Origin of the sequence: Stenotrophomonas sp. SXG-1 (assembly GCF_014083965.1) — a bacterium.
Taxonomy (GTDB): Bacteria; Pseudomonadota; Gammaproteobacteria; order Xanthomonadales; family Xanthomonadaceae; genus Stenotrophomonas; species Stenotrophomonas geniculata.
Window position 1 is genome coordinate 831,513 of the sequence record NZ_CP046588.1, and the last position, 24,305, is coordinate 855,817.

Annotated in this window: 33 protein-coding genes; all 33 read left to right on the top strand. The window is 63.0% G+C overall.

The genetic code is table 11. From position 1 onward, the window contains the following. The first annotated feature begins 78 nt into the window (after window positions 1-78). Window positions 79-4,302: a DNA-directed RNA polymerase subunit beta' gene (gene rpoC, locus GOC52_RS03725; RefSeq protein ID WP_010480372.1), complete on the top strand. Its 4,224-nt coding sequence runs from the start codon at window positions 79-81 to the stop codon at window positions 4,300-4,302. 283 nt (window positions 4,303-4,585) lie between these two features. Continuing rightward, window positions 4,586-4,960, top strand: coding sequence for a 30S ribosomal protein S12 (rpsL, locus tag GOC52_RS03730; protein ID WP_004145320.1), 375 nt, complete (start codon window positions 4,586-4,588; stop codon window positions 4,958-4,960). Between the two features lie 12 nt (window positions 4,961-4,972). Then, complete coding sequence (gene rpsG / locus GOC52_RS03735) at window positions 4,973-5,446, top strand: 30S ribosomal protein S7 (protein ID WP_004145321.1); 474 nt, start codon at window positions 4,973-4,975, stop codon at window positions 5,444-5,446. 141 nt (window positions 5,447-5,587) lie between these two features. Then, the gene (gene fusA / locus GOC52_RS03740; protein ID WP_010480354.1) at window positions 5,588-7,729 is read left to right on the top strand and encodes an elongation factor G; all 2,142 of its coding nucleotides are present in this window, start codon (window positions 5,588-5,590) and stop codon (window positions 7,727-7,729) included. 52 nt (window positions 7,730-7,781) lie between these two features. Beyond that, entirely contained in the window at window positions 7,782-8,972 is a 1,191-nt protein-coding gene (gene tuf / locus GOC52_RS03745; RefSeq protein WP_004154360.1) for an elongation factor Tu, read from the top strand. A gap of 332 nt (window positions 8,973-9,304) precedes the next feature. Then, window positions 9,305-9,616: a 30S ribosomal protein S10 gene (rpsJ, locus tag GOC52_RS03750; protein WP_005408208.1), complete on the top strand. Its 312-nt coding sequence runs from the start codon at window positions 9,305-9,307 to the stop codon at window positions 9,614-9,616. Between the two features lie 11 nt (window positions 9,617-9,627). After that, a complete protein-coding gene (rplC, locus tag GOC52_RS03755; protein ID WP_004145336.1) occupies window positions 9,628-10,278 on the top strand; it encodes a 50S ribosomal protein L3 in 651 nt (216 codons plus the stop codon). Between the two features lie 12 nt (window positions 10,279-10,290). After that, window positions 10,291-10,896, top strand: coding sequence for a 50S ribosomal protein L4 (rplD, locus tag GOC52_RS03760; protein WP_004145337.1), 606 nt, complete (start codon window positions 10,291-10,293; stop codon window positions 10,894-10,896). Next, window positions 10,893-11,192: a 50S ribosomal protein L23 gene (rplW, locus tag GOC52_RS03765; RefSeq protein WP_004145338.1), complete on the top strand. Its 300-nt coding sequence runs from the start codon at window positions 10,893-10,895 to the stop codon at window positions 11,190-11,192. The genes rplD and rplW overlap by 4 nt, the downstream gene beginning before the upstream one ends. A 10-nt stretch (window positions 11,193-11,202) precedes the next feature. Further along, on the top strand, window positions 11,203-12,030 hold the full coding sequence (gene rplB, locus GOC52_RS03770) for a 50S ribosomal protein L2 (RefSeq protein WP_004145339.1): 828 nt from the start codon (window positions 11,203-11,205) through the stop codon (window positions 12,028-12,030). Window positions 12,031-12,036: 6 nt separating this feature from the next. Continuing rightward, entirely contained in the window at window positions 12,037-12,306 is a 270-nt protein-coding gene (gene rpsS / locus GOC52_RS03775) for a 30S ribosomal protein S19 (RefSeq protein WP_004154485.1), read from the top strand. 12 nt (window positions 12,307-12,318) lie between these two features. Further along, entirely contained in the window at window positions 12,319-12,654 is a 336-nt protein-coding gene (rplV, locus tag GOC52_RS03780) for a 50S ribosomal protein L22 (RefSeq protein ID WP_004145348.1), read from the top strand. Window positions 12,655-12,672: 18 nt separating this feature from the next. Beyond that, window positions 12,673-13,407 (top strand): 30S ribosomal protein S3, encoded by a 735-nt coding sequence (rpsC, locus tag GOC52_RS03785; RefSeq protein WP_005415414.1) that lies wholly within the window; start codon window positions 12,673-12,675, stop codon window positions 13,405-13,407. 5 nt (window positions 13,408-13,412) lie between these two features. After that, a complete protein-coding gene (gene rplP / locus GOC52_RS03790; protein ID WP_004154486.1) occupies window positions 13,413-13,826 on the top strand; it encodes a 50S ribosomal protein L16 in 414 nt (137 codons plus the stop codon). Next, entirely contained in the window at window positions 13,826-14,011 is a 186-nt protein-coding gene (gene rpmC / locus GOC52_RS03795; protein WP_004154487.1) for a 50S ribosomal protein L29, read from the top strand. The genes rplP and rpmC overlap by 1 nt, the downstream gene beginning before the upstream one ends. 11 nt (window positions 14,012-14,022) lie before the next feature. Further along, window positions 14,023-14,292 (top strand): 30S ribosomal protein S17, encoded by a 270-nt coding sequence (rpsQ, locus tag GOC52_RS03800; protein WP_004154489.1) that lies wholly within the window; start codon window positions 14,023-14,025, stop codon window positions 14,290-14,292. A 12-nt stretch (window positions 14,293-14,304) separates the two neighbouring features. Then, complete coding sequence (gene rplN, locus GOC52_RS03805) at window positions 14,305-14,673, top strand: 50S ribosomal protein L14 (protein ID WP_004145357.1); 369 nt, start codon at window positions 14,305-14,307, stop codon at window positions 14,671-14,673. Between the two features lie 16 nt (window positions 14,674-14,689). After that, complete coding sequence (gene rplX, locus GOC52_RS03810; RefSeq protein ID WP_004154490.1) at window positions 14,690-15,007, top strand: 50S ribosomal protein L24; 318 nt, start codon at window positions 14,690-14,692, stop codon at window positions 15,005-15,007. An 11-nt stretch (window positions 15,008-15,018) separates the two neighbouring features. Beyond that, a complete protein-coding gene (rplE, locus tag GOC52_RS03815) occupies window positions 15,019-15,561 on the top strand; it encodes a 50S ribosomal protein L5 (RefSeq protein ID WP_004154491.1) in 543 nt (180 codons plus the stop codon). An 18-nt stretch (window positions 15,562-15,579) separates the two neighbouring features. Beyond that, window positions 15,580-15,885, top strand: a complete 306-nt coding sequence (gene rpsN, locus GOC52_RS03820) for a 30S ribosomal protein S14 (RefSeq protein WP_005408209.1) — start codon at window positions 15,580-15,582, stop codon at window positions 15,883-15,885. Between the two features lie 258 nt (window positions 15,886-16,143). Further along, the gene (rpsH, locus tag GOC52_RS03825) at window positions 16,144-16,542 is read left to right on the top strand and encodes a 30S ribosomal protein S8 (RefSeq protein ID WP_005408210.1); all 399 of its coding nucleotides are present in this window, start codon (window positions 16,144-16,146) and stop codon (window positions 16,540-16,542) included. A gap of 18 nt (window positions 16,543-16,560) precedes the next feature. Next, window positions 16,561-17,085 (top strand): 50S ribosomal protein L6, encoded by a 525-nt coding sequence (gene rplF / locus GOC52_RS03830; protein WP_010483977.1) that lies wholly within the window; start codon window positions 16,561-16,563, stop codon window positions 17,083-17,085. 32 nt (window positions 17,086-17,117) lie between these two features. Further along, the gene (gene rplR, locus GOC52_RS03835) at window positions 17,118-17,471 is read left to right on the top strand and encodes a 50S ribosomal protein L18 (protein ID WP_010483976.1); all 354 of its coding nucleotides are present in this window, start codon (window positions 17,118-17,120) and stop codon (window positions 17,469-17,471) included. A gap of 161 nt (window positions 17,472-17,632) precedes the next feature. Continuing rightward, complete coding sequence (gene rpsE, locus GOC52_RS03840) at window positions 17,633-18,175, top strand: 30S ribosomal protein S5 (RefSeq protein ID WP_005408213.1); 543 nt, start codon at window positions 17,633-17,635, stop codon at window positions 18,173-18,175. Then, the gene (gene rpmD / locus GOC52_RS03845) at window positions 18,168-18,359 is read left to right on the top strand and encodes a 50S ribosomal protein L30 (protein ID WP_005408214.1); all 192 of its coding nucleotides are present in this window, start codon (window positions 18,168-18,170) and stop codon (window positions 18,357-18,359) included. The genes rpsE and rpmD overlap by 8 nt, the downstream gene beginning before the upstream one ends. 6 nt (window positions 18,360-18,365) lie before the next feature. Then, window positions 18,366-18,809: a 50S ribosomal protein L15 gene (rplO, locus tag GOC52_RS03850; protein ID WP_004154498.1), complete on the top strand. Its 444-nt coding sequence runs from the start codon at window positions 18,366-18,368 to the stop codon at window positions 18,807-18,809. Between the two features lie 7 nt (window positions 18,810-18,816). Further along, window positions 18,817-20,184 carry a preprotein translocase subunit SecY gene (gene secY, locus GOC52_RS03855; RefSeq protein WP_005408215.1) on the top strand — a complete coding sequence of 456 codons (1,368 nt, stop codon included), beginning with the start codon at window positions 18,817-18,819 and terminating at the stop codon, window positions 20,182-20,184. A gap of 347 nt (window positions 20,185-20,531) precedes the next feature. Further along, the gene (gene rpsM / locus GOC52_RS03860) at window positions 20,532-20,888 is read left to right on the top strand and encodes a 30S ribosomal protein S13 (RefSeq protein WP_004154500.1); all 357 of its coding nucleotides are present in this window, start codon (window positions 20,532-20,534) and stop codon (window positions 20,886-20,888) included. Window positions 20,889-20,899: 11 nt separating this feature from the next. Beyond that, window positions 20,900-21,289, top strand: a complete 390-nt coding sequence (rpsK, locus tag GOC52_RS03865; protein ID WP_004145443.1) for a 30S ribosomal protein S11 — start codon at window positions 20,900-20,902, stop codon at window positions 21,287-21,289. Between the two features lie 15 nt (window positions 21,290-21,304). Beyond that, entirely contained in the window at window positions 21,305-21,934 is a 630-nt protein-coding gene (rpsD, locus tag GOC52_RS03870) for a 30S ribosomal protein S4 (protein WP_004145446.1), read from the top strand. Between the two features lie 55 nt (window positions 21,935-21,989). Then, the gene (locus tag GOC52_RS03875; RefSeq protein WP_010483975.1) at window positions 21,990-22,988 is read left to right on the top strand and encodes a DNA-directed RNA polymerase subunit alpha; all 999 of its coding nucleotides are present in this window, start codon (window positions 21,990-21,992) and stop codon (window positions 22,986-22,988) included. Window positions 22,989-23,179: 191 nt separating this feature from the next. Then, on the top strand, window positions 23,180-23,563 hold the full coding sequence (gene rplQ / locus GOC52_RS03880) for a 50S ribosomal protein L17 (RefSeq protein WP_005408217.1): 384 nt from the start codon (window positions 23,180-23,182) through the stop codon (window positions 23,561-23,563). Between the two features lie 231 nt (window positions 23,564-23,794). After that, window positions 23,795-24,301, top strand: a complete 507-nt coding sequence (locus GOC52_RS03885) for a disulfide bond formation protein B (protein ID WP_010483974.1) — start codon at window positions 23,795-23,797, stop codon at window positions 24,299-24,301. The last annotated feature ends 4 nt before the right edge of the window (window positions 24,302-24,305 follow it).

Genomic DNA, 24,305 nt, shown 5'->3' on the forward strand with positions numbered 1-24,305 from the left:
GCGCGGCGGTCCGCCGCCGCGCCGCTGGCAGTGAACTGAAAGCCCATCGACACAGCATTCCTCCTTCTGGAGAACACCATGAAAGACCTGCTCAACCTCTTCAACCAGCAGCGCCAGACGCTGGACTTCGACGCGATCAAGATCGCGCTGGCTTCGCCGGACCTGATCCGTTCGTGGTCCTTCGGCGAAGTGAAGAAGCCGGAAACCATCAACTACCGTACCTTCAAGCCGGAACGCGACGGCCTGTTCTGCGCCGCCATCTTCGGCCCGGTGAAGGACTACGAGTGCCTGTGCGGCAAGTACAAGCGCATGAAGCACCGCGGCGTGGTCTGCGAAAAGTGCGGCACCGAAGTGACCCTGGCCAAGGTGCGTCGCGAGCGCATGGGCCACATCGACCTGGCCTCGCCGGTCGCGCACATCTGGTTCCTGAAGTCGCTGCCGTCGCGCATCGGCCTGATGCTGGACATGACCCTGCGCGACATCGAGCGCGTGCTGTACTTCGAAGCCTACGTGGTGACCGAGCCGGGCCTGACCGCCCTGGAACGCCGCCAGCTGCTGACCGAAGAACAGTACCTGCAGGCCCGCCAGGAGCACGGTGACGACTTCGACGCCGCCATGGGCGCCGAGGCCGTGTACGAACTGCTGCGCACCATCGACCTGCAGTCGGAAATGACCCGCCTGCGCGAGGAAATCGCCGCTACCGGTTCGGAAACCAAGCTCAAGCGCCTCACCAAGCGCATCAAGCTGATCGAAGCCTTCCTGGAATCGGGCAACCGTCCGGAATGGATGGTCATGACCGTGCTGCCGGTGCTTCCGCCGGACCTGCGTCCGCTGGTTCCGCTGGATGGCGGCCGCTTCGCGACCTCCGACCTGAACGACCTGTACCGCCGCGTCATCAACCGCAACAACCGCCTGCGCCGCCTGCTCGAACTGAGCGCGCCGGACATCATCGTGCGCAATGAAAAGCGCATGCTGCAGGAATCGGTCGATGCGCTGCTGGACAACGGCCGTCGTGGCCGTGCCATCACCGGCACCAACAAGCGCCCGCTGAAGTCGCTGGCCGACATGATCAAGGGCAAGCAGGGTCGCTTCCGCCAGAACCTGCTCGGCAAGCGCGTCGACTACTCGGGCCGTTCGGTCATCGTGGTCGGTCCGTACCTGCGCCTGCACCAGTGCGGCCTGCCGAAGAAGATGGCGCTCGAGCTGTTCAAGCCGTTCGTCTTCGCCAAGCTGCAGCGTCGTGGCCTGGCCACCACCATCAAGGCTGCCAAGAAGCTGGTCGAGCGCGAAGAAGCCGAAGTCTGGGACATCCTGGAAGAGGTCATCCGCGAGCATCCGGTGATGCTGAACCGTGCGCCGACCCTGCACCGTCTGGGCATCCAGGCGTTCGAGCCGGTGCTGATCGAAGGCAAGGCCATCCAGCTGCACCCGCTGGTCTGCACCGCGTTCAACGCCGACTTCGACGGTGACCAGATGGCCGTCCACGTGCCGCTCTCGCTGGAAGCCCAGCTGGAAGCGCGTGCGCTGATGATGTCCACCAACAACATCCTGTCGCCGGCCAACGGCGAGCCGATCATCGTGCCGTCGCAGGACGTCGTGCTGGGTCTGTACTACATGACCCGCTCGCTGGAAAACAAGAAGGGCGAGGGCATGGCCTTCGCCAACATCGCCGAAGTCAAGCGTGCCTACGACAACCGCGTGGTGGAACTGCACGCCAAGGTCAAGGTCCGCATCACCGAGGTGGTGACCGACGAAGACGGCAACAAGCAGAACAAGACCTCGATCGTGGACACCACGATCGGTCGCGCCCTGCTGGCTGAAATCCTGCCGGAAGGCCTGCCGTTCGCGCTGGCCAATGTTGAGCTGACCAAGAAGAACATCAGCCGCCTGATCAACTCCAGCTACCGCCAGCTGGGCCTGAAGGACACGGTCGTGTTCGCCGACAAGCTGATGTACACCGGCTTCGCGTACGCGACCCGCGCCGGCGTCTCCATCGGCATCGACGACATGCTGATCCCGGACGAGAAGAAGGGCATCCTCACCGAGGCCGAAGCCGAAGTGCTGGAAATCCAGGAGCAGTACCAGTCGGGCCTGGTCACCGCCGGCGAGCGCTACAACAAGGTGGTCGACATCTGGTCGCGCACCAACGAGCGCATCGCCAAGGCGATGATGGACACCATCGGTACCGAGAAGGTGGTCAACGCCAAGGGTGAGACCATCGACCAGAAGTCGATGAACTCGCTGTACATCATGGCCGACTCCGGTGCGCGTGGTTCGCAGGCGCAGATCCGTCAGCTGGCCGGCATGCGCGGCCTGATGGCCCGTCCGGATGGCTCGATCATCGAGACGCCCATCAAGGCGAACTTCCGCGAAGGCCTGAACGTGCAGGAGTACTTCAACTCCACCCACGGTGCCCGTAAGGGTCTGGCCGATACCGCGCTGAAGACCGCGAACTCGGGTTACCTGACCCGTCGTCTGGTCGACGTCGCGCAGGACGTGGTGATCACCGAGGTGGATTGCGGTACCACCGAAGGCCTGATCATGACCCCGATCGTGGAAGGCGGCGACGTGGTCGAGCCGCTGAAGGACCGCGTGCTGGGTCGCGTGGTTGCCGAGGACGTGTTCCTGCCGGGCAACGACGAAGATCCGATCGTCACCCGCAACACCCTGCTGGACGAAGCCTGGGTTGCCAAGCTGGAAGATGCCGGCGTGCAGACCATCAAGGTCCGCTCGACCATCTCCTGCGAATCGGCCTTCGGTGTCTGCTCGCGCTGCTACGGCCGCGATCTGGCCCGTGGTCACCTGGTCAACATCGGTGAAGCGGTCGGCGTCATCGCCGCCCAGTCCATCGGTGAGCCGGGTACCCAGCTGACCATGCGTACGTTCCACATCGGTGGTGCGGCGTCGCGAGCTGCTGCGGTCGACAACATCACCGTCAAGACCACCGGCTCGGTCAAGTTCAGCAACCTCAAGTCCGTCGAGCATGCCAACGGCTCGCTGGTGGCAGTGTCGCGCTCGGGCGAAATCTCGGTGCTCGATGCCCACGGCCGTGAGCGTGAGCGTTACAAGCTGCCGTACGGTGCGACCATCACGTCCAAGGACGGTGATGCGATCAAGGCGGGCCAGACCGTGGCCAACTGGGATCCGCATAACCACCCGATCGTGTCGGAAGTGGCCGGCTTCATCCGCTTCATCGACTTCGTCGACGGCATCACCGTCATCGAGAAGACCGACGAGCTGACCGGCCTTGCTTCGCGCGAAATCACCGATCCGAAGCGTCGTGGTACCCAGGCCAAGGATCTGCGCCCGATCGTGCGCATCGTCGACGCCAAGGGCAACGACCTGTCGATTCCGGGCACCGACCTGCCGGCGCAGTACCTGCTGCCGCCGCGCTCGATCGTCAACCTGCAGGACGGCGCTGCCGTCGGCGTGGGTGACGTGGTCGCCAAGATTCCGCAGGAAGCGTCGAAGACCCGCGACATCACCGGTGGTCTGCCGCGCGTGGCCGATCTGTTCGAAGCGCGCAAGCCGAAGGATCCGGCGGTGCTGGCCGAGCGTTCGGGCATCATCAGCTTCGGCAAGGACACCAAGGGCAAGCAGCGCCTGATCATCAAGGACACCGATGGTTCGGAGCACGAAGAGCTGATTCCGAAGTACCGCCAGGTCATCGTGTTCGAAGGCGAGCATGTCACCAAGGGTGAAACCATCGTGGACGGCGAGCCGAGCCCGCAGGACATCCTGCGCCTGCTGGGTGTCGAACCGTTGGCGGCCTACCTGGTGAAGGAAATCCAGGACGTGTACCGCCTGCAGGGCGTGAAGATCAACGACAAGCACATCGAGGTGATCACCCGCCAGATGCTGCGCAAGGTCGAGATCACCGACCAGGGCAGCAGCAAGTTCCTGAACGGCGAGCAGGTGGAGCGTCAGCGCGTTATCGAGGAGAATGCGCGCCTGTCGACCCGCAACGAGCTGCCGGCGCACTTCGATCCGGTCCTGCTGGGTATCACCAAGGCCTCGCTGGCGACCGAATCGTTCATCTCGGCCGCGTCGTTCCAGGAAACCACCCGCGTGCTGACCGAAGCGGCCGTCCGCGGTACCAAGGACAACCTGCGCGGTCTGAAGGAAAACGTGATCGTGGGCCGCCTGATCCCGGCCGGTACCGGTCTGTCGTACCACAGCAGCCGCCGCCGCGGCGCTTCGGGTCTGACCGACTCGGAGATGCAGGCCCTGACCGGCACCCCGGCTGCAGTCGAGGCTCCGGCCGTTGAAGCTGAAGCTGAACAGGCGTCCGGCGAAGAATGAGGTATCCGGTCCGGCCGCAAGGCCGGACCACCCCGTCGGTTCATCGACGGGTAGGGAAAGGGCAGGGGAGGTCGTCCGCGATCGCCCCGGCCAACCTGAACGGGGTACATGGAGGCCCCCCAGTAACGTTCCAGGATCAGGAACGGGCTTGACAGGAGGCGTTTGACTGCTTTCCTGACGGGTTGCTACAATCGTCTGTCTCAGCAGGCCAGAATTTTGGCCTGCTTTAACATTTCCGCATCTCTGGTCGGATTTTCCGGCCACCAATCAGAAGAACCTACTGATGGCGACGATCAACCAGCTGGTCCGCAAGCCGCGGCAAGCGACCACCTACAAGAGTGCCTCGCCGGCGCTCGACAAGTGCCCGCAGCGCCGTGGCGTCTGCACCCGTGTCTACACCACCACTCCGAAGAAGCCGAACTCGGCTCTGCGCAAGGTTGCCAAGGTCCGCCTGACCAACCAGGAAGAAGTGATTTCCTACATCGGTGGTGAAGGCCACAACCTGCAGGAGCACTCCGTGGTCCTGATCCGCGGCGGTCGCGTCAAGGACCTGCCGGGTGTGCGTTACCACACCGTTCGTGGCTCGCTCGACGCCGCCGGCGTTGCCAAGCGTCGCCAGGCCCGTTCCAAGTACGGCGCCAAGCGTCCGAAGGCATAAGGAGAGAGCACTATGTCGCGTAAGGGTAATACTCCGCAGCGTTCCGTCCTGCCCGATCCGAAGCACGGAAGCGAAACCATCGCCCGCTTCATCAACATGGTCATGCAGAGCGGCAAGAAGTCCGTCGCCGAAAAGATCGTGTACGGCGCCATGGACGTGATCACCGAGAAGAACAGCAGCGCCAACGCCATTGAGCTGGTGCAGAAGGCTCTGGACAACGTCGCTCCGGCGGTCGAAGTCAAGTCGCGCCGCGTCGGTGGTGCCACCTACCAGGTGCCGGTCGAAGTGCGTTCGTCGCGCAAGATGGCTCTGGCCATGCGCTGGCTGATCGACTCCGCGCGCAAGCGTGGTGAGAACACCATGCCGAAGAAGCTGGCTGCTGAACTGATCGACGCCTCGGAAAACCGTGGCGGCGCCATCAAGAAGCGCGAAGAAACCCACCGCATGGCCGAAGCCAACAAGGCATTCGCCCACTACCGCTGGTGAGTTTGACGGCCTTGTAAAACAGGCAGGGCAGCACCACTTCGGTGCGTGCTGCCTCGCGGTCCCAGAAGGGCTGCGCCAATCCGAAGGCCGCCGAAAGGCGGCGTTCGGCCATCCGAAATCCAAGAAATCTGAGAGGCTCCCGTGGCCCGTTCCACTCCCATCGAGCGTTACCGTAACTTCGGCATCATGGCTCACATCGATGCCGGCAAGACCACCACGTCCGAGCGCATCCTGTTCTACACCGGCAAGAGCCACAAGATCGGTGAAGTGCACGACGGCGCCGCCACCATGGACTGGATGGAGCAGGAGCAGGAGCGTGGCATCACGATCCAGTCCGCTGCCACCACCGCGTTCTGGAAGGGCATGGACAAGTCCCTGCCGGAGCACCGCTTCAACATCATCGACACCCCCGGGCACGTCGACTTCACCATCGAAGTGGAGCGCTCGCTGCGCGTGCTCGACGGTGCCGTCTTCGTCCTGTGCGCCGTCGGTGGCGTGCAGCCGCAGTCGGAAACCGTGTGGCGCCAGGCCAACAAGTACCACGTGCCGCGCATCGCGTTCGTCAACAAGATGGACCGCACCGGTGCCAACTTCCAGAAGGTCGTCGGCCAGCTGAAGGCCAAGCTGGGCGCGGTTGCCGTGCCGATGCAGCTGCCGATCGGCGCTGAAGACAACTTCAAGGGCGTTGTCGACCTGCTGAAGATGAAGGCCATCCATTGGGATGAGGCTTCGCAGGGCATGAAGTTCGAGTACGGTGAAATCCCGGCCGAACTGCAGGGCCCGGCTGAAGAGGCTCGCCAGTTCATGGTCGAGACCGCTGCCGAAGCCAGCGAAGAGCTGATGGAAAAGTACCTGGGCGGCGAAGAGCTGGCCGAGGCTGAAATCATCAATGCGCTGCGTACCCGCACCCTGGCCACTGAAATCGTGCCGATGTACTGCGGCTCGGCCTTCAAGAACAAGGGCGTGCAGGCCATGCTGGACGGCGTGATCCAGCTGCTGCCGTCGCCGGTCGACGTGCCGGACGTGAAGGGCGTGGACGTTGACGACGACACCGTCGAAATGACCCGCAAGTCGGACGACAAGGCTCCGTTCTCGTCGCTGGCCTTCAAGATCATCACCGACCCGTTCGTCGGCGCGCTGACCTTCTTCCGTGTCTACTCGGGCACCCTGAACGGTGGCGACACCGTGCTGAACTCGGTGAAGGGCAAGAAGGAGCGCATCGGCCGCATCCTGCAGATGCACTCGAACAACCGCGAGGAAATCAAGGAAGTTCTGGCCGGTGACATCGCCGCTGCCGTGGGCCTGAAGGACACCACCACCGGTGACACCCTGTGCGCCGTGGACGCCCCGATCATCCTGGAGCGCATGACGTTCCCGGAGCCGGTGATCTCGATGGCCGTCGAGCCGAAGACCAAGTCGGACCAGGAAAAGATGGGTCTGGCCCTGGGCCGTCTGGCGCAGGAAGATCCGTCGTTCCGCGTCAAGACCGACGAAGAATCCGGCCAGACCATCATCTCGGGCATGGGCGAGCTGCACCTGGACATCATCGTCGACCGCCTGAAGCGCGAGTTCAACGTTGAAGCCAACGTCGGCGCGCCGCAGGTGGCCTACCGCGAAACCATCACCCTGGCCGACGTCAAGTCGGACTACAAGCACGCCAAGCAGTCCGGTGGTAAGGGTCAGTACGGTCACGTCGTGATCGAGCTGTCGCCGATCACCGCTGAAGATCGTGCCGATCCGAAGATCGCTCCGATGATCAAGGATGACTTCCTGTTCATCAACGACATCACCGGCGGCGTGATCCCGAAGGAATTCATTCCGTCGGTTGAAAAGGGCCTGCGCGAAACCATCACCAGCGGCCCGCTGGCTGGCTTCCCGGTCGTGGACGTCAAGGTGAAGCTGGTGTTCGGTTCGTACCACGACGTCGACTCCTCGGAAATGGCGTTCAAGCTGGCTTCGTCGATGGCCTTCAAGCAGGGCTTCGCCAAGGCCAAGCCGGTGCTGCTGGAGCCGATCATGAAGGTCGAGATCGTGACCCCGGAGGATTACCAGGGTGACGTGATGGGCGACGTCAGCCGTCGTCGCGGCGTGCTGCAGGGTTCCGACACCACCGGTGACGGTTCGGCCAGCATCATCAACGCGATGATCCCGCTGGGTGAAATGTTCGGCTACGCCACTGCGCTGCGTTCGCAGACCCAGGGCCGCGCCACCTTCACCATGGAATTCGATCACTACGAGCCGGCGCCGACCAACATCGCCGAAGCCGTCATGAAGAAGGGCTGAGCCTCGCTCAGCCTCTCTTGAAACCACTTACGAACAATCAAGGTATAGAACAATGGCAAAGGGTAAGTTCGAGCGCACCAAGCCGCACGTCAACGTCGGCACCATCGGTCACGTCGATCACGGCAAGACCACGCTGACCGCTGCACTGACCAAGATCGGTGCCGAGCGCTTCGGTGGCGAGTTCAAGGATTACTCCTCGATCGACGCCGCTCCGGAAGAAAAGGCTCGTGGTATCACGATCTCGACCGCGCACGTCGAATACGAATCCCCGGTCCGTCACTACGCCCACGTCGATTGCCCGGGCCACGCTGACTACGTCAAGAACATGATCACCGGTGCCGCCCAGATGGACGGCGCGATCCTGGTGTGCTCGGCCGCTGACGGCCCGATGCCGCAGACCCGCGAGCACATCCTGCTGTCGCGTCAGGTCGGCGTGCCGTACATCGTCGTGTTCCTGAACAAGGCCGACATGGTTGACGACGCCGAGCTGCTCGAGCTGGTCGAGATGGAAGTGCGCGAGCTGCTGAGCAAGTACGACTTCCCGGGCGACGACACCCCGATCATTGCCGGTTCGGCCCGTCTGGCGCTGGAAGGCGACCAGAGCGACATCGGTGTGCCGGCCATCCTGAAGCTGGTCGACGCCCTGGACAGCTGGATTCCGGAGCCGGAGCGCGCGATCGACAAGCCGTTCCTGATGCCGGTGGAAGACGTGTTCTCGATCTCGGGCCGCGGCACCGTGGTGACCGGTCGTATCGAGCGCGGCGTGATCAAGGTTGGCGACGAAATCGAAATCGTCGGCATCCGTCCGGTGCAGAAGACCACCGTGACCGGCGTTGAAATGTTCCGCAAGCTGCTGGACCAGGGTCAGGCAGGCGACAACGCTGGCCTGCTGCTGCGCGGCACCAAGCGTGACGACGTCGAGCGTGGCCAGGTCCTGGCCAAGCCGGGTTCGATCAAGCCGCACACCAAGTTCGAAGGCGAAGTCTACGTCCTGTCGAAGGACGAGGGCGGCCGTCACACCCCGTTCTTCAACGGCTACCGTCCGCAGTTCTACTTCCGCACCACCGACATCACCGGCGCAGCTGCACTGCCGGAAGGCGTCGAAATGGTGATGCCGGGTGACAACGTCAAGATGGTCGTCACCCTGATCAACCCGGTGGCAATGGACGAAGGCCTGCGCTTCGCCATCCGCGAAGGCGGCCGTACCGTCGGCGCCGGCGTGGTCTCGAAGATCATCGAGTAATCTGGTAGTATCTGCGCCCCGATGTTGCCTGGGTAGGGCATCGGGGCGTATCAAATGGGAAAGCAGGCACAGGATGTGCCTTGTGTTCCCCGGACCAGGAAGGGTCAATGCCATTCAGGCGGCGTCAACAGGCGACTGTTGACAGCTGCCTTGCGTGCCATTATGCTTCTACGTCTGGGCAGGCCTGGGAACGGGTCTGCCTACGTTTTTGAGGTCTATGGAGTGACCTTGTCGGCCTGCAGGAGTGTGGGCCGTCCGTATTCAGGAATTTCATGGGACAAAGCAACCCAGAGGCTTTGTCTGTCGCTCTTTTAACGAAGGAACCTACCGCCATGGCGGACCAAAAGATCCGGATCCGGCTGAAAGCGTTCGATCATCGTCTGATCGACCGTTCGGCCAGCGAGATCGTTGAAACGGCAAAGCGGACCGGCGCGCAAGTGCGTGGCCCGATCCCGCTGCCGACCAAGATCGAGCGTTACACCGTTCTCGTTTCCCCGCACGTCGACAAGGACGCGCGTGACCAGTACGAGACCCGCACGCACAAGCGCGTGCTCGATATCGTTGACCCGAATGACAAGACCGTGGACGCGCTGATGAAGCTCGAACTGGCTGCCGGCGTCGACGTTCAGATCAAGCTGACCTGAGGACTACGACCATGACGAAGAAGTATTCGTTGGGCTTCGTGGGCCGCAAGGCCGGCATGAGCCGCGTGTTCACTGAAGATGGCCGCTCCATCCCGGTGACCCTGATCGAAGCAACCCCGAACCGCATCGCGCAGATCAAGACCGTCGAAACCGACGGCTACAGCGCCGTGCAGGTGACCGTCGGCGCGCGTCGCGCTGCCCTGGTCAACAAGCCGGAAGCCGGCCACTTCGCCAAGGCGAAGGTGGAAGCGGGTCGTGGCCTGTGGGAATTCCGCGTTGAAGACGCGCAGCTCGGCGATTTCGCCGTTGGCGGCGAAGTCAAGGCGGACATCTTCGAAGTCGGCCAGATCGTCGACGTCCAGGGTGTCACCAAGGGTAAGGGCTTCCAGGGCACCATCAAGCGCCACAACTTCCGTATGGGCGATGCAACCCACGGTAACTCGCTGTCGCATCGCGCGCCGGGTTCGCTGGGTCAGCGCCAGACCCCGGGTCGCGTTTTCCCGGGCAAGAAGATGTCGGGCCACATGGGCGCGGTGCAGCAGAGCACCCAGAACCTGGAAGTGGTCAAGGTCGACGTCGAGCGCGGTCTGATCGCCGTTCGCGGCGCCGTTCCGGGCGCGGCGGGTGGCGACGTGATCGTCCGTCCGGCGAGCAAGGCATAAGGAGAGATGACGATGGAACTCGTTATCACGGGTAGCAACAACAAGGTCTCGGTCTCCGACGCCGTGTTCGGTCGCGATTTCAGCGAAGATCTGGTCCACCAGGTCGTCGTTGCCTACCGCAACGCCGGTCGCGCCGGCACCAAGGCACAGAAGACTCGCTCCGAAGTGGCTGGTACCACCAAGAAGTCGAAGAAGCAGAAGGGCGGCGGCGCGCGTCATGGCGCACTGACGGCTCCGATCTTCGTCGGCGGCGGTGTCACCTTCGCGGCCAAGCCGCGCAGCTTCGAGCAGAAGGTCAATCGTAAGCAGTACCGTGCCGCCATGTGCGCGATCCTGTCCGAGCTGAACCGTCAGGGCCGTCTGACCATCGTGGAGTCCTTCGACGTCGAAGTGACCAACACGAAGGGTCTGATCGCCAAGCTGGCCGGCCTGGAAGTGGGCAAGCGCCCGCTGATCGTCACCGAAGAAGCGTCCGAGCACCTGTACCTGTCCGCCCGCAATCTGCCGTACGTGCAGGTGCGTGACGTCCAGGGTCTGGATCCGGTCTCGCTGGTGGGTGCCGACACGGTCGTCATCACCGCTGACGCGGTCAAGAAGGTCGAGGAGTGGCTGGCATGAACAGCAACGAAAAAATCTTCAGCGTGCTGCGTGCCCCGCGTGTCTCCGAAAAGACCGCGCGCCTGCAGGAACTCTCCAACCAGTATGTCTTCGAAGTTTCGAACGAAGCCACCAAGGCCGATGTAAAGGCCGCGGTTGAGCAGCTGTTCGACGTCAAGGTCGAAGCCGTCAACGTGGTCAACGTCAAGGGCAAGAACAAGTCCTTCCGTAACCGTGCTGGCCGCCGCGGCGATTGGCGCAAGGCGTACGTTCGCCTGGCCGATGGCCAGTCGATCGATGTAACGGCCAAGGCCTGAGGTACATCCCATGCCATTGATGAAATTCAAGCCCACTTCCCCCGGCCGCCGTTCGGCCGTGCGCGTGGTCACTCCCGACCTGCACAAGGGTGCTCCGCACGCTGCGCTGGTCGAGTCGCAGAGCCGCTCGGGTGGTCGTAACCACCATGGCCGCATCACCGTGCGTCACGTCGGTGGTGGTGCCAAGCAGCACTACCGCATCATCGACTTCAAGCGCAACAAGCTGGGCATCCCGGCGCGCGTGGAACGCATCGAATACGATCCGAACCGCACCGCGCACATCGCTCTGCTGTGCTACGTCGACGGTGAGCGTCGCTACATCATCGCCCCGAAGGGCCTGAAGGCTGGTGATCAGGTGATCGCTGGTTCGGATGCCCCGATCAAGGCCGGCAACACCCTGCCGCTGCGCAACATCCCGGTCGGCACCACCATCCACTGCATCGAACTGAAGCCGGGCAAGGGCGCTCAGATCGCTCGCGCCGCGGGTGCGGCCGTGCAGCTGGTGGCTCGTGAAGGCATCTACGCCACCCTGCGCCTGCGCTCGGGTGAAATGCGCAAGGTTCCGGTCGAGTGCTGCGCCACCATCGGCGAAGTCGGCAACGACGAGCACAGCCTGGAAAAGCTGGGCAAGGCCGGTGCCAAGCGTTGGCGCGGCGTCCGCCCGACCGTTCGTGGTGCTGCCATGAACCCGGTTGACCACCCGCACGGTGGTGGTGAGGCGAAGGCCGGCCAGGGTAATCCGCATCCGGTCACCCCGTGGGGTGTCCCGACCAAGGGTTACAAGACGCGCCATAACAAGCGCACTCAGCAGTTCATCGTCCGCGATCGTAGGGGCTAATCGACCATGGCACGTTCACTCAAGAAGGGCCCGTTCGTCGATCACCACCTCGTCAAGAAGGTGGAGGCCGCTGCGGGCAGCAAGAAGCCGATCAAGACCTGGTCGCGCCGTTCGATGATCCTGCCTGACATGGTAGGCGTCACCATTGCCGTGCATAACGGCAAGAACCACATCCCGGTTCTCGTCAACGAGAACATGGTCGGCCACAAGCTCGGCGAATTTGCCATCACCCGGACCTTCAAGGGTCACGGTGGTGACAAGAAGTCGGGCAAGTAAGGAGAGATGACAATGGAAGCGAAAGCCATCCTGCGCACTGCGCGCATCTCCCCGCAGAAGGCTCGTCTGGTCGCTGACCAGGTGCGCGGTCTGCCGGCCGAGCGTGCGGTCAACCTGCTGAAGTTCTCGGACAAGAAGGCTGCCCACCTGATCAAGAAGGTGGTGGAGTCGGCTATTGCAAATGCCGAAAACAACCAGGGCGCCGACGTCGACGAGCTGAAGGTTCAGACCATCATGGTTGATGAAGGTCCGACCCTGAAGCGTTTCATGGCGCGGGCGAAAGGCCGCGGTACCCGCATCCTCAAGCGCACCAGCCACATCACTGTGGTTGTGGGCGCCGCCAAGTAAGCGGATAAGGAAAAGACCATGGGTCATAAAGTTCATCCGATTGGTATCCGCCTCGGCATTTCCAAGGACTGGAACTCCAAGTGGTACGCCAACAAGGCCGAGTTCGCTGGTTACCTGGCAGCCGACCTGAAAGTGCGCGACATGCTGCGCAAGAAGCTGGCTCAGGCCGGCATCAGCAAGATCCTGATCGAGCGTCCGGCCAAGACCGCTCGCGTGACGATCCACACCGCCCGTCCGGGCGTGGTGATCGGCAAGCGCGGTGAGGACATCGAGAAGCTGCGCAAGGAAGTGAGCGAAATGATGGGCGTCCCGGCGCACATCAACGTCACCGAAGTGCGCAAGCCGGAACTGGACGCGCAGCTCGTTGCCGAGTCGATCGCCCAGCAGCTGGAGCGTCGCATCATGTTCCGCCGTGCAATGAAGCGCTCGGTCGGCAACGCGATGCGCCTGGGTGCCCTGGGCATCAAGGTCAACGTTGGTGGCCGCCTCAACGGTGCAGAAATCGCCCGTTCGGAGTGGTACCGCGAAGGCCGCGTGCCGCTGCACACCCTGCGTGCCGACATCGACTATGGCTTCGCTGAAGCCAAGACGACCTACGGCATCATCGGCATCAAGGTCTGGATCTACAAGGGCGAGGTCTTCGATTTCTCCCAGGTTGGCCAGGAAAAGCAGGACGACACCCCGTCGCGCAACGATCGTCACGATCGCGGCGACCGTGGTGACCGTCAGCGCCCGGCCCGTGAAGCGAGGTAACGACAATGTTGCAACCCAAGCGAACCAAGTACCGCAAGGTACACAAGGGCCGTAACGATGGCCTGAGCTGGAGCGCCAACGCTGTCAGCTTCGGCGAATACGGCCTGAAGGCAACCGCACACGGTCAGCTGACCGCGCGTCAGATCGAAGCGGCCCGCCGCTCGATCAGCCGCTACGTCAAGCGCGGCGGCAAGATGTGGATCCGCGTGTTCCCCGACAAGCCCATCACCAAGAAGCCCATCGAAGTCCGAATGGGTTCTGGTAAGGGTAACGTGGAATACTGGGTGGCCCAGATCCAGCCCGGCCGCATGATCTATGAAATCGAGGGTGTTTCCGAGGAAGTGGCTCGCGAGGCGTTCCGCCTGGCCGCCGCCAAGCTCTCGGTCACCACCACTTTCGTGACCCGTACGGTGCGCTGATGGATATCAAAACTCTCCGTGAAAAGTCGGCTGACGAACTCAAGGCCCACCTGATCGACCTGCGTAAGGAACAGTTCTCTGTCCGTATGCAGCAGGTCACCGGCCAGCTGCCGAAGACCCACGACATTCGCCGGGTCCGTCGCGAGATTGCTCGCGTCAAGACCCTGCTCGGCAGCACGAAGTAAGGATGGCCGCTATGAGCGACAATACTGAAAAGAAGACGCTGCGCACGGTCGAAGGCCGTGTCGTCAGCAACAAGATGGACAAGACGGTTACCGTCCTGGTTGAGCGTCAGGTCAAGCACGCGTTGTACGGCAAGTACATCAAGCGCTCGACGAAGCTGCACGCCCACGATGCCGACAACGCCTGCAAGGAAGGCGATGTCGTCCGCGTGACCGAGATTGCTCCGATGTCCAAGACCAAGAACTGGCGCGTGGTGGAAGTCATCACGCGTGCGGCTGAATAAGGAGTCTGAATCATGATCCAGATGCAGAGCTACCTTGACGTCGCGGACAATTCGGGTGCCAAGCAGGTGATGTGCTTCAAGGTGCTGGGTGGTTCCAAGCGCCGTTACGCCGGCATCGGCGACATCATCAAGGTCACCGTGAAGGATGCGATTCCGCGCGGCAAGGTCAAGAAGGGTGAAGTGTATGACGCCGTCGTGGTGCGTACCCGCAAGGGTGTGCGTCGCGCCGACGGTTCGCTGATCCGCTTCGACGGCAACGCGGCCGTCCTGCTGAACAGCAAGCAGGAGCCGATCGGTACCCGTATCTTCGGGCCGGTGACCCGTGAACTTCGTTCGGAGAAGTTCATGAAGATCGTCTCGCTCGCTCCCGAAGTGCTGTGAGCGACAGGAGATAATCATGGCTAACCGTATCAAGAAGGGCGACCAGGTTGTCGTCAACGCTGGCAAGGACAAGGGCAAGCAGGGCGAAGTCGTCCGCGTCGACGGCGACCGTGTGGTCGTCGCCAACGTGAACATCGTCAAGCGCCACACCAAGCCGAACCCGCAGGCAGGTGTTGCCGGCGGCGTGGTCGAGCGCGAAGCTTCGATCCATATCTCCAACGTGAATGTTCTGAACCCGGCTTCGGGCAAGGGCGAACGCGTTGGCTTCAAGGTGCTGGAGGATGGACGCAAACTGCGTGTGTTCCGCTCCAGCGGTGAGGCGCTCGACGCCTGAGGAATGAGAAGATGAGTTCCCGTCTCGAAAAGTTCTACAAGGACGAAGTGGTGCCGGCGCTGATGAAGCAGTTCGGCTACACCAATCCGATGGAAGTGCCGAAGCTGGTCAAGGTCACCCTGAACATGGGTGTCGGCGAAGCGGCCACCAACAAGAAGATCCTGGAAAACGCCGTCGGCGACATGACCAAGATTTCCGGCCAGAAGCCGGTTGTCACCAAGTCGCGTGTGTCGGTTGCGTCGTTCAAGATCCGCGATGGTTGGCCGATCGGCTGCAAGACCACGCTGCGTCGCCACAAGATGTACGAGTTCCTGGATCGCCTGATCAACATCTCGCTGCCGCGCGTGCGCGACTTCCGTGGTGTTTCCGGTCGTTCCTTCGACGGCCGCGGCAACTTCAACATGGGTGTGAAGGAGCAGATCATCTTCCCGGAAATCGACTTCGACGCCGTCGACGCGATCCGCGGTATGGATATCGCCATCACCACCACTGCGAAGACCGACGCGGAAGCGAAGGCGCTGCTGGCAGCGTTCAAGTTCCCGTTCCGTAACTGATCTGTCGAGGAAACCGAAATGGCAAAGACCTCCATGGTCAACCGCGACATCAAGCGGGAAAAGCTGGCAAAGAAGTACGCTGAAAAGCGTGCGGCTCTGAAGAAGATCGTGTCCTCCGTGGACGCGACCTACGAAGAGAAGATCGACGCCGCAACCAAGCTGGCCAAGCTGCCGCGCGATTCGTCGCCGAGCCGCCAGCGCAACCGTTGCGAGCTGTCGGGTCGTCCGCGTGGCGTCTACAGCAAGTTCGGCCTCGGCCGTAACAAGCTGCGTGAAGCCACCATGCGTGGCGACGTCCCGGGTCTGCGCAAGGCCAGCTGGTAATCCCAGCCGGCCCTGCGATCAGGAGCCCCTCCGGGGGTTCCTGAACCGGGCAGGGGAGGCATTCAGCTTTCCCGACGCAAAAAAACCGAAGAGCCCGGCGCAAGCCGGGCTCTTTTGGCGTATACTCCCGCGTCTTGCCCTGCGCAAACGGGGTCGTAGGAGTGGGCTTCCGGCCCGCTGCATCAAGGGACCTGGCCCGTTTCCAGGAGACAACAGATTTTCGCGAAAGCGGATATCGGTGCACTCAAAGGTACTCATATGAGCATGACTGATCCCATCGCCGACCTGCTGGTCCGCATCAAGAATGCGGCCGCGGTTGGCAAGCAGACGGTGAAAGCCCCGTCGTCCAAGATCAAGGTTGCGATCGCCCAGGTCCTGAAGGACGAGGGTTACATCACCGACCTGCGCGTGACCCAGCTGGAGAACAACAAGTCCGAGCTGGAAATCGTGCTGAAGTATTTCGAAGGCAAGCCGGTCATCGCGACCCTGAAGCGCTTCTCGCGTTCGGGCCTGCGCCAGTACCGCGGCAAGAGCGAGCTGCCGAAGGTCATGAACGGCCTGGGTATCTCCATCATTTCCACCTCCAAGGGCATCATGACTGATGCGCAGGCGCGCCAGCTGGGCGTCGGCGGCGAAGTCCTGTGCTTCGTGGCCTAAGGCGAAAGGAGTAGAACTATGTCCCGCGTAGCCAAGAAGCCGATCGACCTGGGTAAGGTTGAACTGAACGTCCAGTCGGACAGCGTCACCGCCAAGGGCCCGAAGGGCTCCCTGTCGCTGGCCAAGCCGGCCGGTATTGCCATCAACGTCGACAACGGCGTTGCCACCCTGAGCACCGAGAACGCCGAGCTGGTCGCACTGACCGGTACCGTGCGTGCGATCCTGGCCAACATGGTCAAGGGCGTGTCCGAAGGCTTCGAGCGCAAGCTGGAGCTGGTCGGCGTGGGTTACCGTGCTGCCATGCAGGGCAAGGACCTGAGCCTGTCGCTCGGTTTCTCGCACCCGGTCGTGTTCGTGGCGCCGGAAGGCATCACCATCACCACCCCGACCCAGACCGAGATCCTGGTCCAGGGCGCTGACAAGCAGGTCGTCGGTGAAGTTGCCGCCAAGATCCGTGCGTTCCGCAAGCCGGAGCCGTACAAGGGCAAGGGCGTGAAGTACTCCGACGAAGTCATCATCCGTAAGGAAGCCAAGAAGGCCTAATTAGGCACTTCCGCTTTCAAAGGAAAAACATCATGAACAAGAACATCGCCCGCCTGCGTCGCGCCAAGTCGACCCGCGCCCACATCCGTGAGCTCGGCGTCGCCCGCCTGTCGGTGCTGCGCACCGGCCAGCACCTGTACGCCCAGGTCTTCACCGCCGACGGTTCCAAGGTGCTGGCTGCCGCCAACACCACCCAGACCGACGTCATGGAAGGCCTGAAGAACGGCAAGAACGCCGACGCCGCCGCCAAGGTCGGCCGCATCGTTGCCGAGCGCGCCAAGGCCGCCGGCATCGAGAAGGTTGCCTTCGATCGTTCGGGCTACCGCTACCACGGCCGCATCAAGGCCCTGGCAGAAGCCGCCCGCGAAGCCGGCCTGCAGTTCTAAGGGATAAGGGCAGGGGACCTGTGGTCTCCTGCCCGCCTGCTCGCCCGCCTGAGTGAGGCGGGACGGCGCCACTCTTCTGCAGTGGTCCACCGGAACAACGCGACATTCCACAACCATAAGCGGCCTCGAGCCGTACATACCCAAACAACCAAGGAATCAACATGGCAGAAGAGCGTCAGCAGCGGGGTCGCGATCGCGACCGTAACCGCGAAGAGAAGATCGACGACGGCATGATCGAAAAGCTGGTCGCGGTCAACCGCGTCAGCAAGACCGTCAAGGGTGGCCGCCAGTTCACCTTCACCGCCCTGACCGTGGTCGGCGACGGCGAAGGCAAGGTCGGTTTCGGTTATGGCAAGGCCCGCGAAGTGCCGGTCGCCATCCAGAAGTCGATGGAGCAGGCCCGCAAGAACCTGGTCAGCGTTGACCTGAACAACGGCACCCTGTGGCACACCATCAAGGATGGTCACGGCGCAGCCCGCGTGTTCATGCAGCCGGCTTCGGAAGGTACCGGCGTCATCGCCGGCGGTGCCATGCGCGCCGTGCTGGAAGCCGTTGGCGTGAAGAACGTGCTGGCCAAAGCCACCGGTTCGCGCAACCCGATCAACCTGGTGCGTGCCACCGTGAAGGGCCTGTCTGCTGCGCAGTCGCCGGCCCGCATCGCGGCCAAGCGCGGCAAGAAGGTGGAGGAACTCAACCATGGCTAATGAGTCCAACAAGACTGTCAAGGTCCGCCTGGTGCGTGGCCTGCGTGGCACCCAGTCGCGTCACCGCCTGTCGGTGCGTGCCCTGGGCCTGAACAAGCTCAACGATGTGCGTGAACTGAAGGACAGCCCGCAGGTGCGCGGCCTGATCAACAAGGTTCAGTACCTCGTCCAGGTTGAGGAGTAATCGACCATGACTCTGCGTCTCAATGAACTGAGCCCGGCACCGGGCGCCCGCACCGAGCGCACCCGCGTCGGTCGCGGTATCGGCTCGGGCCTGGGCAAGACTGCCGGCCGCGGCCACAAGGGTTCGTTCGCCCGCAAGGGTGGCGGCAAGATCAAGGCTGGCTTCGAAGGCGGCCAGACCCCCATGCAGCGTCGTCTGCCGAAGATCGGCTTCCGTTCGCCGATCGCCAAGGATACCGCTGAAGTGCTGCTGTACGCGCTGGACAAGCTGCCGGCCGGTGAGATCGACTTCGCCGCCCTGCGTGCTGCCAAGCTGGTCCCGAGCACCGCGAAGAAGGCCAAGGTCGTCGTCAAGGGCGAAGTGACCAAGGCGTTCACCCTGAAGGGTATCGCTGCCACGGCGGGTGCCAAGGCCGCGATCGAAGCTGCCGGCGGCAGCGTAACGGAGTAAGAAAATCATGGCGCAAGCTGGCATCGGTAACCTCGCGGGCGGAATGGGCAAGTTCACTGAACTTCGCCAACGTTTGCTGTTCGTCGTCGGGGCTTTGATCGTCTATCGCATCGGCTGCTACGTGCCGGTGCCGGGCGTCAATCCCGATGCCATGCTTGCCATGATGCAACAGCAGGGCGGCGGCATCGTGGACATGTTCAACATGTTCTCGGGCGGCGCCCTGCACCGTTTCAGCATCTTCGCGCTGAACGTGATGCCGTACATCTCGGCATCGATCGTGATGCAGCTGGCCGTGCACATCTTTCCCGCCCTGAAGGCGATGCAGAAGGAAGGTGAGTCCGGTCGCCGCAAGATCACCCAGTATTCGCGCATCGGCGCCGTGCTGCTGGCAGTGGTGCAGGGCGGTTCGATCGCGCTGGCCCTGCAGGGCCAGGTCTCGCCGTCGGGCGCTCCGGTCGTGTACGCACCGGGCATGGGCTTTGTGCTCACCGCCGTGGTCGCGCTGACCGCCGGCACCATGTTCCTGATGTGGGTCGGTGAGCAGGTCACCGAGCGCGGCATCGGCAACGGTGTGTCGTTGATCATCTTCGCCGGTATCGTCGCTGGCCTGCCGGGTGCGATCATCCACACCTTCGATGCCTACCGCGACGGCAACATCCAGTTCATCCAGCTGCTGCTGATCGCCATCGTCGTGCTCGCCTTCACCTTCTTCGTGGTGTTCGTCGAGCGTGGCCAGCGCCGGATCACGGTCAACTACGCGCGCCGCCAGGGCGGTCGCAATGCGTACATGAACCAGACCTCGTTCCTGCCGCTGAAGCTCAACATGGCCGGCGTCATCCCGGCGATCTTCGCCTCGAGCCTGCTGGCCTTCCCGGCCACCCTGGCCATGTGGTCCGGCCAGGCCGCCAACCAGAGCAGCTTCGGCCAGGTCCTGCAGAAGGTCGCCAACGCGCTGGGCCCGGGCGAGCCGCTGCACATGATCGTCTTCGCTGCGCTGATCACCGGTTTCGCGTTCTTCTACACTGCGCTGGTGTTCAACTCGCAGGAAACCGCCGACAACCTGAAGAAGTCGGGCGCGCTGATTCCGGGCATCCGTCCGGGCAAGGCCACTGCCGACTACATCGACGGCGTGCTGACCCGCCTGACCGCGGCCGGCTCGGCCTACCTGGTGATCGTCTGCCTGCTGCCGGAACTGATGCGCACGCAGCTGAACGCCTCGTTCTACTTCGGCGGTACTTCGCTGCTGATCGTGGTGGTGGTGGTGATGGACTTCATCGCCCAGGTGCAGGCGCACCTGATGTCCCACCAGTACGAGAGCCTGCTGAAGAAGGCCAACCTGAAGGGCGGCAACCGCGGCGGTTTTGCCCGCGGCTGATTGGCCTGTTATACTTTCGTCTTCCTGACGTGATGGTCCCTCCGCTTCGCGGACTCCGGCCACACAAACGAAGGGCGGCCCCCGCAGCGGTTCCGGGTGGGGGTGTGATGAGGTGGTCCCGCGCTGGAGTAGCGCGGGCGGCTCCGGGGGAAACCCCAGGTCCAACCCCATCCGGCGCCGGAGCCTGGGCACACTCCCCAGGCCGGGTTCATGAAACCAATGGTTTCACGGGCTTCCATGTAAACCGGAACCTTGTTAGTATCGCTAGTTCACTTTTTTGATCCATCCTGCCGGATTGGCGTGCCCGAGGCGCGCTGTCGGCCATCACTCAGCTGGAGAACCGCGTCATGGCGCGTATTGCAGGCGTCAACCTGCCAGCCCAGAAGCACGTCTGGGTCGGGTTGCAAAGCATTTACGGCATCGGCCGTACCCGTTCGAAGAAGGTCTGCGAAGTCGCAGGCGTTGCTTCGACCACCAAGATCCGCGATCTGTCGGAGCCGGAAATCGAGCGCCTGCGCGCCGAAGTCGGCAAGTACATCGTGGAAGGCGATCTGCGCCGTGAGATCGGCATCGCGATCAAGCGCCTGATGGACCTGGGCTGCTACCGCGGCCTGCGTCACCGTCGTGGCCTCCCGCTGCGTGGCCAGCGCACCCGTACCAACGCCCGCACCCGCAAGGGTCCGCGCAAGGCGATCAAGAAGTAAGGGACTGAGAAATGGCTAAGCCCGCTGCTAAGACCAAGAAGAAGATCAAGCGCGTCGTCACCGACGGCGTTGCCCACGTCCACGCTTCGTTCAACAACACCATCGTCACCATCACCGACCGCCAGGGCAACGCTCTGTCGTGGGCGACCTCCGGTGGCGCTGGCTTCCGCGGTTCGCGCAAGTCGACCCCGTTCGCTGCCCAGGTGGCTGCTGAAAAGGCCGGTCGTGCTGCGCTGGACTACGGCGTGAAGTCGCTGGAAGTCCGCATCAAGGGCCCGGGTCCGGGCCGTGAGTCGGCCGTGCGTTCGTTGAACAACGTCGGCTACAAGATCACCAACATCATCGACGTGACGCCTATCCCGCACAACGGGTGCCGTCCGCCGAAGAAGCGTCGCGTCTAAAGGGAGCGATAAGAAATGGCTCGTTATATCGGTCCTACCTGTAAGCTCGCCCGTCGCGAAGGCGCCGACCTGTCCCTGAAGAGCCCGGCGCGTGCGCTGGACTCGAAGTGCAAGCTGGAGCAGAAGCCCGGCCAGCACGGCGCCACTGCCCGCAAGGGCAAGCTGTCCGACTACGCCACCCAGCTGCGTGAAAAGCAGAAGGTCAAGCGTATCTACGGCCTGCTGGAGCGTCAGTTCCGCAACTACTACAAGAAGGCCTCGACCAAGAAGGGCAACACTGGCGAGAACCTGCTGCAGCTGCTGGAAACCCGCCTGGACAACGTCGTCTACCGCATGGGCTTCGCCGTGACCCGTCCGGCTGCCCGTCAGCTGGTGTCGCACCGCGGCGTCACCGTGAATGGCAAGTCGGTCAACCTGGCTTCGTACCAGGTCAAGGCTGGCGACGCCATCGCCCTGTCTGAAAAGGCTGCCAAGCAGCTGCGCGTCCAGGAAGCCCTGACCGTCGCCGCCCAGCATGACCTGAGCCCGTCGTGGGTTGAAGTGGATTCCGGCAAGTTCACCGGCATCTTCAAGGCTGTTCCGGATCGTTCGGATCTGCCTGCGGACATCAACGAAGCGCTGATCGTCGAGCTGTATTCGAAGTAATTCACATTGGAGAGCCCCCGGCGACGGCCGGGGGTTCACTAGGAGAACCCGCAACATGACGGTTACCGCCAACCAGGTTCTGCGTCCTCGCGGTCCGCAGATCGAACGCCTTACCGACACCCGTGCAAAGGTCGTTATCGAACCTTTGGAGCGGGGTTACGGGCATACGCTGGGTAATGCCCTGCGTCGCGTGCTGCTGTCGTCCATCCCGGGCTTCGCCATCACGGAAGTCGAAATCGACGGCGTGTTGCATGAGTACACCACGGTCGAAGGTCTGCAGGAGGACGTGCTCGAAGTCCTGCTGAACCTGAAGGACGTGGCCATCCGTATGCACTCCGGCGACAGCGCCACCCTGTCCCTGTCCAAGCAGGGCCCGGGCGTTGTCACCGCTGCCGATATCAAGGTCGACCACAATGTGGAGATCCTGAACGGCGAACACGTGATCTGCCACCTGACCAAGGATACGGCGATCAACATGCGTCTGAAGATCGAACGTGGTTTCGGCTACCAGCCGGCTGCCGCGCGTCGTCGTCCGGACGAAGAAACCCGTGCCATCGGCCGCCTGGTCCTGGATGCCTCGTTCTCGCCGGTCCGCCGCGTCGCCTATGCCGTTGAAGCGGCCCGCGTCGAACAGCGTACCGACCTGGACAAGCTGGTCATCGATATCGAGACCAACGGCACCATCGACGCCGAGGAAGCCGTGCGCACCGCCGCCGACATCCTCAGCGACCAGCTGTCGGTGTTCGGTGACTTCACCCACCGCGACCGCGGTGCGGCGAAGCCGGCCAACAACGGCGTGGATCCGGTGCTGCTGCGCCCGATCGACGATCTGGAGCTGACCGTGCGTTCGGCCAACTGCCTGAAGGCTGAAAGCATCTACTACATCGGCGATCTGATCCAGAAGACCGAAGTGGAGCTGCTGAAGACCCCGAACCTGGGCAAGAAGTCGCTCACCGAGATCAAGGAAGTGCTGGCTCAGCGCGGCCTGTCGCTCGGCATGAAGCTGGAGAACTGGCCGCCGGCCGGCGTCGCCAGCCACGGCATGCTGGGCTGATATCGGTAATGCCTGAAGGCTCCACCGTTCGCGGTGGGGCCTTCAACGCAACACAACATGCCACGACGAACCGCAGGTTCGCGGGGCAGGTCGTCCAGGACGGGCGGCCAGGACCAACCGCAGTCCGCGCAGCAACGCCAGGAAGGCGACAACGATCCGCACAGCCTCATCATTAACCAAGGAATATCACCATGCGTCACCAGAAGTCTGGCCGTAAGTTCAGCCGCACCAGCGCCCACCGCGAAGCGATGTTCAAGAACATGGCTGCCTCGCTGTTCAAGCACGAGCTGATCAAGACCACCCTGCCGAAGGCCAAGGAACTGCGCCGCGTTGCCGAGCCGCTGATCACCCTGGCCAAGGTCGACTCCGTCGCCAACCGCCGTCTGGCCTTCGCCCGCCTGCGCGACAACGAAGCCGTGGGCAACCTGTTCACCATCCTGGGCCCGCGCTACGCGAACCGTCCGGGCGGCTACCTGCGTCTGCTGAAGTGCGGCTTCCGCGCCGGTGACAACGCGCCGATGGCCTACGTCGAGCTGGTTGACCGTCCGGTCGTGGCCGAGGAAGTGGCCGAGTAATCGGACTGCTCCAACGCGACACAGCGAAAGCCCGGCCTCTGCCGGGCTTTTGCGTTCTGGTAGCGCCGGGCCATGCCCGGCGTTTCCGTATCCGCTACGCTCGCCGGGCATGGCCCGGCGCTACCTGCGGCACAATGCGACCCACACCGTTCCGACAGGCGTCACCTGTGACGGTTCAGACGGCGCGCACTCTCGGTTACGCTTGGCGCCTGATCCATTCGAGCGTTGACGATGAATCCACTGCGCTGGCCCTTCCGCGCCCAGTTCTTCCTGGGCTTCCTGATCTGCGCGGGCCTGCTCGGCTACGCGATCTTCCTGCAGCTGAAGATGGGCCTGGAGCCGTGTCCGCTGTGCATCTTCCAGCGCTTGGCCTTCGCCGCGCTCGGCCTGCTGTTCCTGATCGGCGCGCTGCATGGTCCGTCCAATCGCCCGGGACGCGCGACCTATGGCGTGCTGGCCTTCATAGCCGCCGCAGTGGGCGTCGGCATCGCCGCGCGCCACGTCTACGTGCAGATGCTGCCGCCGGAAATGGGTTCCACCTGTGGCCCGCCGCTGGCCTTCCTGAGCGAGACCATGGGGCCGCTGGAAGTGTTCCGCACCGTGCTGACCGGTACCGGCAACTGCGGCAACATCGACTGGACGTTCCTGGGCCTGACCATGCCGATGTGGTCGGGCGTGTGGTTCGTGCTGCTGGCGTTGTGGGCGCTGGTGGTGTCGCTGCGCAAGGTCAAGCGCTGAAGCA

Excerpts from the sequence above, each read along its gene's own strand:
- rpoC (WP_010480372.1), top strand. The coding sequence starts at position 79 with ATGAAAGACCTGCTCAACCTCTTCAACCAGCAGCGCCAGACGCTGGAC.
- rpsL (WP_004145320.1), top strand. The coding sequence starts at position 4,586 with ATGGCGACGATCAACCAGCTGGTCCGCAAGCCGCGGCAAGCGACCACC.
- rpsG (WP_004145321.1), top strand. The coding sequence starts at position 4,973 with ATGTCGCGTAAGGGTAATACTCCGCAGCGTTCCGTCCTGCCCGATCCG.
- tuf (WP_004154360.1), top strand. The coding sequence starts at position 7,782 with ATGGCAAAGGGTAAGTTCGAGCGCACCAAGCCGCACGTCAACGTCGGC.
- rpsJ (WP_005408208.1), top strand. The coding sequence starts at position 9,305 with ATGGCGGACCAAAAGATCCGGATCCGGCTGAAAGCGTTCGATCATCGT.
- rplC (WP_004145336.1), top strand. The coding sequence starts at position 9,628 with ATGACGAAGAAGTATTCGTTGGGCTTCGTGGGCCGCAAGGCCGGCATG.
- rplD (WP_004145337.1), top strand. The coding sequence starts at position 10,291 with ATGGAACTCGTTATCACGGGTAGCAACAACAAGGTCTCGGTCTCCGAC.
- rplW (WP_004145338.1), top strand. The coding sequence starts at position 10,893 with ATGAACAGCAACGAAAAAATCTTCAGCGTGCTGCGTGCCCCGCGTGTC.
- rplB (WP_004145339.1), top strand. The coding sequence starts at position 11,203 with ATGCCATTGATGAAATTCAAGCCCACTTCCCCCGGCCGCCGTTCGGCC.
- rpsS (WP_004154485.1), top strand. The coding sequence starts at position 12,037 with ATGGCACGTTCACTCAAGAAGGGCCCGTTCGTCGATCACCACCTCGTC.
- rplV (WP_004145348.1), top strand. The coding sequence starts at position 12,319 with ATGGAAGCGAAAGCCATCCTGCGCACTGCGCGCATCTCCCCGCAGAAG.
- rpsC (WP_005415414.1), top strand. The coding sequence starts at position 12,673 with ATGGGTCATAAAGTTCATCCGATTGGTATCCGCCTCGGCATTTCCAAG.
- rplP (WP_004154486.1), top strand. The coding sequence starts at position 13,413 with ATGTTGCAACCCAAGCGAACCAAGTACCGCAAGGTACACAAGGGCCGT.
- rpmC (WP_004154487.1), top strand. The coding sequence starts at position 13,826 with ATGGATATCAAAACTCTCCGTGAAAAGTCGGCTGACGAACTCAAGGCC.
- rpsQ (WP_004154489.1), top strand. The coding sequence starts at position 14,023 with ATGAGCGACAATACTGAAAAGAAGACGCTGCGCACGGTCGAAGGCCGT.
- rplN (WP_004145357.1), top strand. The coding sequence starts at position 14,305 with ATGATCCAGATGCAGAGCTACCTTGACGTCGCGGACAATTCGGGTGCC.
- rplX (WP_004154490.1), top strand. The coding sequence starts at position 14,690 with ATGGCTAACCGTATCAAGAAGGGCGACCAGGTTGTCGTCAACGCTGGC.
- rplE (WP_004154491.1), top strand. The coding sequence starts at position 15,019 with ATGAGTTCCCGTCTCGAAAAGTTCTACAAGGACGAAGTGGTGCCGGCG.
- rpsN (WP_005408209.1), top strand. The coding sequence starts at position 15,580 with ATGGCAAAGACCTCCATGGTCAACCGCGACATCAAGCGGGAAAAGCTG.
- rpsH (WP_005408210.1), top strand. The coding sequence starts at position 16,144 with ATGAGCATGACTGATCCCATCGCCGACCTGCTGGTCCGCATCAAGAAT.
- rplF (WP_010483977.1), top strand. The coding sequence starts at position 16,561 with ATGTCCCGCGTAGCCAAGAAGCCGATCGACCTGGGTAAGGTTGAACTG.
- rplR (WP_010483976.1), top strand. The coding sequence starts at position 17,118 with ATGAACAAGAACATCGCCCGCCTGCGTCGCGCCAAGTCGACCCGCGCC.
- rpsE (WP_005408213.1), top strand. The coding sequence starts at position 17,633 with ATGGCAGAAGAGCGTCAGCAGCGGGGTCGCGATCGCGACCGTAACCGC.
- rpmD (WP_005408214.1), top strand. The coding sequence starts at position 18,168 with ATGGCTAATGAGTCCAACAAGACTGTCAAGGTCCGCCTGGTGCGTGGC.
- rplO (WP_004154498.1), top strand. The coding sequence starts at position 18,366 with ATGACTCTGCGTCTCAATGAACTGAGCCCGGCACCGGGCGCCCGCACC.
- secY (WP_005408215.1), top strand. The coding sequence starts at position 18,817 with ATGGCGCAAGCTGGCATCGGTAACCTCGCGGGCGGAATGGGCAAGTTC.
- rpsM (WP_004154500.1), top strand. The coding sequence starts at position 20,532 with ATGGCGCGTATTGCAGGCGTCAACCTGCCAGCCCAGAAGCACGTCTGG.
- rpsK (WP_004145443.1), top strand. The coding sequence starts at position 20,900 with ATGGCTAAGCCCGCTGCTAAGACCAAGAAGAAGATCAAGCGCGTCGTC.
- rpsD (WP_004145446.1), top strand. The coding sequence starts at position 21,305 with ATGGCTCGTTATATCGGTCCTACCTGTAAGCTCGCCCGTCGCGAAGGC.
- GOC52_RS03875 (WP_010483975.1), top strand. The coding sequence starts at position 21,990 with ATGACGGTTACCGCCAACCAGGTTCTGCGTCCTCGCGGTCCGCAGATC.
- rplQ (WP_005408217.1), top strand. The coding sequence starts at position 23,180 with ATGCGTCACCAGAAGTCTGGCCGTAAGTTCAGCCGCACCAGCGCCCAC.
- GOC52_RS03885 (WP_010483974.1), top strand. The coding sequence starts at position 23,795 with ATGAATCCACTGCGCTGGCCCTTCCGCGCCCAGTTCTTCCTGGGCTTC.